The organism is Paraburkholderia sp. LEh10 (assembly GCF_017814945.1).
Lineage (GTDB): Bacteria > Pseudomonadota > Gammaproteobacteria > Burkholderiales > Burkholderiaceae > Paraburkholderia.
Genome location: NZ_JAGIPX010000092.1, coordinates 17768 through 27188, shown reverse-complemented (window position 1 = coordinate 27188; position 9421 = coordinate 17768). Strand labels below are relative to the sequence as shown.

General features: G+C 66.3%; 9 protein-coding genes. 8 read left to right on the top strand and 1 reads right to left on the bottom strand.

The genetic code is table 11. From position 1 onward, the window contains the following. Positions 1 to 185: porin (locus J8I87_RS39475; protein ID WP_245254500.1), on the bottom strand; the 185-nt coding region annotated here is incomplete at its 3' end. Between the two features lie 827 nt (positions 186 to 1012). Between J8I87_RS39475 and oxlT the strand changes: the two genes are divergently transcribed. The 8 genes from oxlT (at position 1013) to J8I87_RS39435 (ending at position 9419) form a co-directional block, all read left to right on the top strand. Next, complete coding sequence (oxlT, locus tag J8I87_RS39470) at positions 1013 to 2350, top strand: oxalate/formate MFS antiporter (RefSeq protein ID WP_209937843.1); 1338 nt, start codon at positions 1013 to 1015, stop codon at positions 2348 to 2350. Between the two features lie 344 nt (positions 2351 to 2694). Beyond that, positions 2695 to 3714, top strand: coding sequence for a MoxR family ATPase (locus tag J8I87_RS39465; protein ID WP_209937842.1), 1020 nt, complete (start codon positions 2695 to 2697; stop codon positions 3712 to 3714). Beyond that, positions 3711 to 4577, top strand: coding sequence for a DUF58 domain-containing protein (locus tag J8I87_RS39460; protein ID WP_209937841.1), 867 nt, complete (start codon positions 3711 to 3713; stop codon positions 4575 to 4577). The genes J8I87_RS39465 and J8I87_RS39460 overlap by 4 nt, the downstream gene beginning before the upstream one ends. Then, on the top strand, positions 4574 to 5488 hold the full coding sequence (locus J8I87_RS39455; protein ID WP_245254496.1) for a hypothetical protein: 915 nt from the start codon (positions 4574 to 4576) through the stop codon (positions 5486 to 5488). The genes J8I87_RS39460 and J8I87_RS39455 overlap by 4 nt, the downstream gene beginning before the upstream one ends. Continuing rightward, positions 5485 to 6483, top strand: coding sequence for a vWA domain-containing protein (locus J8I87_RS39450; protein WP_209937840.1), 999 nt, complete (start codon positions 5485 to 5487; stop codon positions 6481 to 6483). Before J8I87_RS39455 ends, J8I87_RS39450 begins: the two co-directional genes overlap by 4 nt. Next, entirely contained in the window at positions 6480 to 7040 is a 561-nt protein-coding gene (locus J8I87_RS39445; protein WP_209937839.1) for an MxaK protein, read from the top strand. The genes J8I87_RS39450 and J8I87_RS39445 overlap by 4 nt, the downstream gene beginning before the upstream one ends. Further along, positions 7037 to 8053, top strand: a complete 1017-nt coding sequence (locus J8I87_RS39440; protein WP_313068127.1) for a vWA domain-containing protein — start codon at positions 7037 to 7039, stop codon at positions 8051 to 8053. The genes J8I87_RS39445 and J8I87_RS39440 overlap by 4 nt, the downstream gene beginning before the upstream one ends. A 208-nt stretch (positions 8054 to 8261) precedes the next feature. After that, a complete protein-coding gene (locus J8I87_RS39435) occupies positions 8262 to 9419 on the top strand; it encodes an amine dehydrogenase large subunit (protein ID WP_209937838.1) in 1158 nt (385 codons plus the stop codon). Positions 9420 to 9421: the final 2 nt, after the last annotated feature.

The following is a 9421-nucleotide window of genomic DNA, read 5'->3' as shown; positions in this document are numbered from 1 at the left end:
GTGCCGCCACCCAGGTCTTCCGCGCCCTTCAGGCCGAAGCGGCTGCCCGCCCACACGCCCGTGACCATCTTGAAGGCGGAATGGCCGCCCGAGGTCGAGCCGAGCGTCGTCGAGCTCGACTGATAGCCGAAACCGTTATCGACGATGCCGTACAGCGTCACGCTGCTTTGCGCCCATACGGGCATGCACACAGTGGCAGTAGCTGCGCAAACGACATACGGAATTGCGCGGGTCAGTGACTTCATCAAGAATCTCGCGTGTGAGAGTTGTAGTTCTATGGATTGCCTGCGCGACCGTGCGCGCTCGGGATCGAAAGTGTTCGCATATCGCACAACCTTTCAAATCGCGAACACTTTAGCGGCTCGAATCTGCGAGCGTCAATGAAGGGTAATTACCGATAGGCTGTGCTCCGCGATTCGCGTTGACGACCGAGCTCCGTGCTTCGACGCGGGTATCGAACTTGCATATCGCTCTGCATTCCTTATCAAGTGACAAGGCGAAAACCCGGCTGCGCAAGGATGGTTGCGCGCCCAACAAACCGCCGCACCCAGCCGCGGCTGCTGATGATGACGCGCTCACCCAACAGCCGGCTACTTACAAACAAAAAACTTTCTTTACGTTTTACTTTCATATATAACGACAGGGCATGTTGCGAACACGCCTGTCTCGCACATGTCCTCAGCCCGCCCGTGCTAGCCAGCGGGCTTCTTTTTTGGTGCGCCCGCTTAAGCACCCGTCACATACGAATTCCTTTCATCACACGATTCGACTCGGTGAAAACCCCTTCACGCTTTCACTTGACTTACTTGATATATCACATATCGTATGGAATCTATCAGCGTCGCTTTTTGCACGGACGGTGATCGGAACAGCCGCTCAAGGCTCCGTACATAACTTGCAGGCAAGGTCAGCAACCATCGTGCAGGGCGCCAGCTCTGCCCGACCCACATTCGTGCATGGCACGAGGGCAGGCGCTGCGGCGCGAGCCCTGTTCGACAAAAAGGAGACAGTGATGAAGACGGAGCATCAGGAAGGCGCGTCATCGTGGTACGCATCACCGTGGGTGCAACTGGTATTCGGCGTGATCTGCATGGCCATGATCGCGAACATGCAATACGGCTGGACGCTGTTCGTCAATCCGATCGACGAGAAGTATCACTGGGGCCGCGCCGCGATTCAGGTTGCCTTCACCATCTTCGTCGTGACGGAAACCTGGCTCGTGCCGATTGAAGGCTATCTCGTCGACAAGTACGGGCCCAAGCCCGTCGTGGTCGGCGGCGGGCTGCTATGCGCAGTGGCGTGGACGATCAACTCGATGGCGTCGTCGCTGCCGCTGCTGTATGCCGCGGCCGCCATCGGCGGGATCGGTGCGGGCGCCGTGTACGGCACGTGCGTCGGCAATGCGCTGAAGTGGTTCCCAACCCGCCGCGGGCTCGCTGCGGGCATCACGGCTGCAGGCTTCGGCGCGGGCTCGGCGGCGACCGTCGTGCCGATCGCGAACATGATCAAGAGCAGCGGCTATGAGGCGACCTTCCTCTGGTTCGGCCTCGGCCAGGGCATCGTCGTGTTCGCGCTGGGCCTGTTCCTGCTCGCGCCGCCCGCAAGCGTGCTCGCGAACGTCAAGAGCGCGGTGAAGCGCGTCGTCCATAACGCCACGCCTCGCGAGGTGGTTTCCGCGCCCGTGTTCTGGGTCATGTACCTGATGTTCGTGATGATGGCGGCAGGCGGCCTGATGGCGACCGCGCAGCTCGGCCCTATCGCCAAGGACTTCGGCCTGCACGATTCGCCCGTGTCGCTGCTCGGACTCACGCTGCCCGCGCTGACCTTCGCGTTGACGATCGACCGCGTGCTCAACGGCTTGACGCGCCCGTTCTTCGGCTGGATCTCGGATCGCATCGGCCGCGAGAACACGATGTTCGTCGCTTTCGCAACCGAGGCGATCGGCATTCTCGCGTTGTCGAAGTTCGGCCACAGTCCCGTTGCGTTCGTTGTGCTGACGGGCATCGTGTTCTTCGCATGGGGCGAAATCTACAGCCTGTTCCCCGCCACCTGCGGCGACACGTTCGGCCCGAAGTTCGCCGCGACCAACGCCGGTCTGCTCTACACGGCGAAAGGCACGGCCGCGCTGCTGGTGCCGTTCACCAGCATCGTCACGGCGGCGACGGGCAGCTGGCACGCCGTGTTCATGCTCGCGTCGGGCATGGCGGCCCTCGCCGCATTTCTGGCGCTGTTCGTGCTCAAGCCGATGCGCCGCGCGTACGCGCTCGAACACGCAGAGCCTTCGCTGGAGATGTCGTACGGTTCGGCGCGAATCAGCGACTCGGCACGCATCTCGGCTGAAGGAGGCTGATCCGGCAACACACGTCTAGCGTCGCAAGATGCCCGTCGGCGTGCGACGGGCATCGCGCATTGCACGCCAGACCTGGCGCACTCTGTAGCGCCCCGTGTGACACACTGCCCTCACCCGGCTGCGCGTTTGCCGCACCATCGGCTTCGGCGGCGCAGCACGCTGCGTCAACGCCTTCGCTGGCACGAACCGTGCGCGCCACGCTGCCGGTATGCGCAGCAACGCGCACACCGACACGCATACCCGACACGCACACCGTCTCTTCGCCGATTCCCCGCCGCATCCCGTCGAATCCGCCGGCGCCCGTGTCGCCCCTTCGACTTTGGCCGGCAGCGGAGGCGAATCCGATGGATCGCGAAGAGCTACTCGACGACTGGCGCAAGCTCGCGCTCGATATCGAGCATCAGGTGGCGAACGCGGTCATCGGCCAAAGCGAGACGATCCGGCTCATCAACGTCGCACTGTTCGCGCGTGGCCACGTGCTGCTGGAAGGCGGCGTCGGCGTCGGCAAGACGACGATCCTGCGCGCATTCGCGCGGGCGATCGGCGGCGATTTCGAGCGCGTCGAAGGCACGATCGACCTGATGCCGGGCGACCTCGTCTATCACAGCTATGTCGATGCCGAAGGCAGGCCGCGCATCGAGCCGGGCCCGCTGATCAAACACGGCGAACGGCTCGCGACGTTCTTCTTCAACGAGATCAACCGCGCGCGGCCGCAGGTGCAATCGCTGCTGCTGCGCGCGATGGCCGAGCGTTCCGTGTTCGCGTTCGATCGCGAATACCGGTTTCCTCACATGACGGTGTTCGCCGACCGCAACAAGGTCGAGAAGGAAGAGACCTTCGAACTGGCGTCGGCGGCGCGCGATCGCTTCATGTTCGAGCTGAACATGTCGACTCCCGACGACGGGACCGCACGCCGCTCGCTCGTGTTCGATCCCGACTATCACGACACGGAAGCGCTGCTTGCGCGCGTGACGCCCGAGGTGCTGCCCTGGCAGCGTCTGAACGCGATCGGCGCGGGGATTCAGCGCGCCATCCACGCGAGCGAGGCAATCGAACGCTACGCACTCGACATCTGGCGCGCGACCGAAAACCCGTTGCAGTTCGACATCGCGCTCGACGACGTGGACATGCAGCGCCTGATTCTCGCCGGCGCCAGCCCGCGCGGCATGAGTGCGCTGTTGCGGGCGGCGCGGGTCGTCGCGTGGCTTGACGGGCGCACGTATCTCGTGCCCGAAGACATCCATCGCGTCCTGCTGCCGACGCTCGGCCATCGCGTGTACTTCACGCCCGTCTACGAGCTGCGCCGTCAGCAGCTTGCCGAAGCGCTGATCGCACAGATCGTCTCGAGGATCGCCGCGCCGTGAACACGCTCGTCGAGTTTCAGTACCGGCTGCCGTTGCGCGTGTCGGGCGCGCGGCCCGGCGGGCATCGCGGCTCGAGCGTCGGGATCGGCCAGGAGTTCGCCGCGCACACGCGCCTGTTCGATCATCCGGATCCGCGCCGCATCGATGTGCGCGCAAGCGTGCGCACCGTCCAGCGCGAGTGGCTCGTGCGCGTGCACCGGCAGCGCGTGGCCGTGCCCGTTCATGCCGTCGTCGATGTGTCCGGGTCGATGCGCTTCGGCGCGGCGCGCACGAAGCTCGATGTCGTTGCGGCGTTCGTCGAAGCACTGGGGCATAGCGCGTTTCGTATCGGCGACCCGGTCGGCATGCTCCCGTTCGACGACGCGGCGCGCGAGGATCTGTTCGTCCCCGCCCGGCACGCGCGCGGCATGGGCCCGCTGATGGCGGAACTGCTGCGCGATTGCGCACCGCGGCACACAGGCGCGCCGCCGCGCGCATCCGGCCTGCGCGATATCGCGACGCGTCTTGCGGGCTGCGCCTGCCTCGTCTTTCTGGTGTCCGATTTCCATTGGCCGCTGGCCGCGCTGCCGGGACTGCTCGATACGCTGACTCACGCGTGGGTCGTGCCCATCGTCGTGTGGGACCGCGCCGAGGTCGAGCCGCCGTCGAGCAACGGCTGGCTGTCGCTCGGCGATATCGAGTCGGGTGAGGCGAGAACGATGTGGATGCGCGGCAGCGTGCGCGAGCGTTGGCGCGATGCCGTCGCCGAACGCCGCGCGCAGATCGGCGCGTTGTTCGCGCGTCATGGCATCCGGCCGTTCTTCAACGAAGGCGCGTTCGACGCCGAAGCGCTCAGCCGCTACTTTCTCGAGCTGACGGCATGACGCGCGCCGCCATTCGCCCGCTGCAGCCGGTGCTTCGACGCATCCGGCGTCCGGCCCGGCGCGCCGCGCTTGCATTGCTGATCGCGAGCGCCGGCGCTCACGCGGACCCGGCCCTCGTGCAACAGCCTCGCGCGTTCGGCCATGTGCTCGGCGACGTCCTGACCCAGCGGGTGCTGCTCGATGCCGTTGGGGGGAAGGCCGGGTTGTCGGCGCTGCCTTCGACGGGCCGCGTCAACGCGTGGCTCGAACGCCGCCCGCCGACCTTCAGCACCGATGCCGATGGCCGTCGTTGGCTCGTGCTCGACTATCAGGTGATCAATTCGCCGCGCGCGCCGACGGTGACCTCGACGCCGCCGCTGCAATTGCGCCTCACATCGGGCGCGACGCTCGATGTCGCGGAAAGCGCGCTGTCGATCGGCCCGCTCGCGCCGCTGGGCATCGCCGACGCGGGACGTCTCGCCGTGCTCCAGCCGGACCGGCTGCTGCCGCCGCAGCCCGCCGCGCCGCTGCGTCGCGCGATGATCGCGTGGGGCGCGCTCACCGCGGCAGTGCTGCTCGCGTGGCTCGGCTGGTGGATAGCGCGCAACCGGCGCGACGCAATGAAGCTCCCATTCGCGAAGGCGTGGATGCGCTTTGGCCGGCACGACAACGCGGCCCTCGAAGCCGACCCCGATGCGTGGCGCGGCCTGCATCACGCGCTGAACGAGGCGGCCGGACGCGTCGTGCACGCGGGCACGATCGACAGCCTGACGGACAGCGCGCCGCATCTGCGCGAACTGCGCCCGCAACTCGAACAGTTCTTCACGCGCTCGACCGACCGCTTCTTCGGCGATCTTTCAGTGGCCGCGCCCTTTTCGCTGCGCGAGCTCTACCGCGCGCTGTATCGCGCAGAAAAACGGCATCACCGATGAGCACGCAGCCCGATTTCCTCTTTCCGTGGGCACTCGTGCTGTTGCCGCTGGCCGCGCTGCCGCTGCTGCGCCGTAGCATCGACACGCTGGCCTGGTCGAGCGTCGCGTGGCTGCCTCGCGATCGCGCGGGCCGCGCCGTCGCGCTGCTCTGGAGGACGGCCGCGATGCTCGCGCTCGCAGCCGTGATCGTCGGGCTGGCGGGGCCGGGCTGCTCCGGCGCGCAAAAACGGATCACGGGCACGGGCGCCGAAATCCTGATCCTGATGGACGGCAGCGGCAGCATGTACTCGCCCGTCAGCAGCGCGGGCTCGAACACCGCCGATGCGCCGACGGCGGGCGAAACGAAGAACCAGATGGCGCGCGACGCGATTGCGGCCTTCGTCGCGCAGCGTGTCAACGACCGCTTCGCGTTCATGCTGTTCGGTACGCACCCGATGCTGGCCGTGCCGTTCACGCGCGAGCACACGGTGATCGACGCCGCCATTGACGCGACGGGCGTCGGACGCGGCATGCCGGACACGCTGCTCGACCACGGCCTTCAGTCCGCCGTCGAGCTGTTCGACGAGCGCGCGCGCACCAGCAGCCGCGCGATCGTGCTGGTGTCGGACGGCGGCGCGCGTCTCGACGACGTCGCGCGCGAGCGCATCCGCACGGGACTGTCGCGCAACGGCGTCGCGCTGTACTTCATCTATTTGCGCAGCGGCGTGTACAGCCCCGATCTGCACGCGCGCCCCGCCGATTCGGATCATTCGCCGGAAGCCGAGCTGCATCGCTTCTTCCTGTCGCTGCCGACGCCTTATCGCCTGTATCAGGCCGACAGCCCGCAACAGGTCGCGCGCGCCATGACCGACATCGCGCACAACGAGAATGCACCCGTGTCGTTCGTCGAACGGCTGCCGAGACAGGACGGCAGCGCATGGTGCTTCGCGACGGCGTTGCTGTGCTGCGTGCTGCTGCTGAGCTTATGGCTGATGCAAAAGCGGAGTCTGCGATGAAGCGGCTGCCCATCCACCTGATGTTCGGCGCGGCGGCGCTGTGCTGCGCCGCCATCGCCGGGTACTACGCGGCGCGGCTTCAGCGCGTCGAGGCGTCGAGCCGTGAGATCGCCGCGATCGGCTCGCACCCGCCGGATCAATGGCGCACGCGGGCAACCGCTCGCGACGATCCCGACGTGCGCCTCGCGCAAGCCGTCGCGCTGGCGCGCGCGGGTCAGCGCGACGAGGCGGGCAAGCTCTACTACGATCTCTCGCGGCTTGCGCCTTCTGGCGAGCTGGGCCGCGTCGCGCTCTACGATCTGGCGAACATGTATCTGCGCGAAGCGGCCGGCAACGACGCGCAAGGACCCGTGCGCTCGCCGCCGCTGCTCGAAGCCGCGAAGGCGCGCTATCGCGAGGTCCTGCGCGCCGATCCCGGCGACTGGGATGCGCGCTACAACCTCGAACGCGCGTTGCGCGTCGCGCCCGAAGCCCAGGATACCGCCGACGACACGAGGGACATCAAGGACCAGCACAGCATCAACGTGCGCGGCGCGGCGCCGGAGGAATTGCCGTGAAGCGGCCGGGGCTCACGTGGATCGCGCATGCGGGCCGCCGCTGGTGGCAATTGCCGCTCGCCTCGCTGCTGCTCGCCTCGGCCGTGTGGCTGCCGCCAGTCGGGTTCACGCGCCCCGTGTTCCGCTACGTCGTCACGTTCGATATCACGCAGAGCATGGATGTCGAGGACATTGCGATGGGCGGCAAGCCTGTCAGCCGCATCGACTTCGCAAAAGCGGCGATGGCCGACGCGCTGCAGCGCTTGCCGTGCGGCTCGGAAATCGGCTGGAGCGTGTTCACCAATCAGCGTTCACTGCTGCTGCTCGCGCCCGTCGAAGTCTGCGGCAACTATGACGGGCTGCTCGCGTCACTCGATCAGATCAGCGGAAAGATGCGCTGGGTCAACAGCAGCGTGATCGCGCAAGGCGGTCTTTATTCGGCGATCCGCGCGGCGGCGGAACTGGGCCGCGGCACCGACGTCGTGTTCATCACCGACGGCCAGGAAGCGCCGCCCGTCGCGCCGAACGAAACCACCGTGCGCGACATACCGCAAGGGCTCGTGCATGGCTGGCTGATCGGCGTCGGCGGCGACCAGCCCGCGCCCATCCCGAAGACCGACGCGAACGGCGTGCGCACCGGCTACTGGCGCGCGGACGAGGTCCGGCAGGTGCAGCCCGCGCCCGGCGCGTCGGGCGCGGCCGCCGCGACCGAAAGCCACGAAGAACTGTCTGAACTGAGAGAGACGTATCTGGAAGCCGTCGCTAACCACCTCGGCTTCGGCTACAGACGGCTCGTCGCGCCCGAGTCCCTGCGCGCGCCGTTGACGGATGCGCGGTTCGCGCATCCGATACCCGTTGCCACCGATATCCGCTGGATTCCCGCCGCGCTTGCGCTGGTGCTGCTCGTCTGGCGCTTTCTTCCCGCGGCGCCGATTGCACGCGCGCAGAACCCCCAAACGCGCATCGCGCGCTCGTCCGACCCTCGGCACGCAGCAGCATCCGCCCGCGCTCACGCTGAAACTCACGCGCAATGACGGCTGGCGCGCTGCTTTCGCGCCTCTCGTGATAAACCCCTACTCCGCCCCATTCGACGGGCCGCAACCCGACACAAGCCCTACATCCCTTTCACCAAGGCTACCAATATCCCAAATCGGCACGCACGGGTTGCCGGTTTCGGCGCTGTCCCGATTTTTCGTCGAACTAAAGTCGCCCTACACATCGTAAATCTCAACTGGAGGCGACATGAGAACAAGGCGACGAACCGCGTCCATCGCGGCGACGCTATCGTTAATCGCTGCATGCATCGGCAGCGCGCACGCAATCGAAAAACCCGAAGAACTGACCGTGCAGAAGCTGCCGGCGTGGCATCCGCACGAGGTTTTCGTCGTCGATATCTCGATGCCGTCGATGACGGATGCGCGCGTCTACCTGTACGACGCCGATGCGAAGAAGCTGCTCGGCCAGATCGATGCGGGCTTCGCGCCCGGCTTCGCGATCTCGCCGGACCACAAGACGAGCTTCGTGTCGACGACCTATTTCGCGCGCGGCTCGCACGGCACGCGCACGGACGTCGTCGAGCTGACCGACAACGGGACGCTCGATCACACGGGCGAAATCATTATTCCGCCGAAGCACGGCCAGCACATTCCGACGCCGTACAACACCACGTTCAGCGCGGACGGCAAGCGCCTGTACGTGTCGAACATCACGCCCGCCGCCTCCGTGACGGTGATCGACGTGGCGTCGAAGAAGGTGTTGTCGGAGATCGACATGGCGGCATGCGTGCTCGCGTATCCGTCGGGTAACGACCGCTTCACAGGCCTGTGCGAAAGCGGCAAGGCGCTGACCATCACGCTCGATGCAAACGGCAACGAAGCGAAGCGCACGCAGTCCGATGCATTCATCGACGTCGACAAGGACCCCGCGTACATCAACGCATCGCCGTATCAGGGCGGCTATCTGTTCACGACTTTCCACGGCATGGTGAGCAGCGCCGACTTCCACGGCGACAAGCCCGTGTTCGGCAAGCCGTGGTCGCTGCTGACGGATGCCGAGCGCGCCGAAGGCTGGCGTCCGGGCGGCCTGCAGCAGACGGCCGTGCACGCGAAGCTGCATCGCTATTACGTCGCGATGCACAAGGGCGAGGAAGGCTCGCACAAGGACCCGGGCACGGAAATCTGGGTGTACGACCTGCAGACCAGGAAGCGCATCGCGCGCTGGGATCTGTCGCAGCAGAAGATCGACCCGATCGCATCGATCCAGGTCAGCGACGACGACAAGCCGCTCTTCTACGGCATCACGGGCACGTCGGATCTCGTCGTGATGGATGCGCGCACGGGCAAGTTGCAGCACGTCGAAAAGCAGGTCGGCAATACGTCGTCGCTGCTCGTCAATCCGTGAGG

Coding starts and splice junctions, on each gene's coding strand:
- J8I87_RS39455 (WP_245254496.1), top strand. CDS start 4,574: ATGACGCGCGCCGCCATTCGCCCGCTGCAGCCGGTGCTTCGACGCATC.
- oxlT (WP_209937843.1), top strand. CDS start 1,013: ATGAAGACGGAGCATCAGGAAGGCGCGTCATCGTGGTACGCATCACCG.
- J8I87_RS39435 (WP_209937838.1), top strand. CDS start 8,262: ATGAGAACAAGGCGACGAACCGCGTCCATCGCGGCGACGCTATCGTTA.
- J8I87_RS39465 (WP_209937842.1), top strand. CDS start 2,695: ATGGATCGCGAAGAGCTACTCGACGACTGGCGCAAGCTCGCGCTCGAT.
- J8I87_RS39445 (WP_209937839.1), top strand. CDS start 6,480: ATGAAGCGGCTGCCCATCCACCTGATGTTCGGCGCGGCGGCGCTGTGC.
- J8I87_RS39450 (WP_209937840.1), top strand. CDS start 5,485: ATGAGCACGCAGCCCGATTTCCTCTTTCCGTGGGCACTCGTGCTGTTG.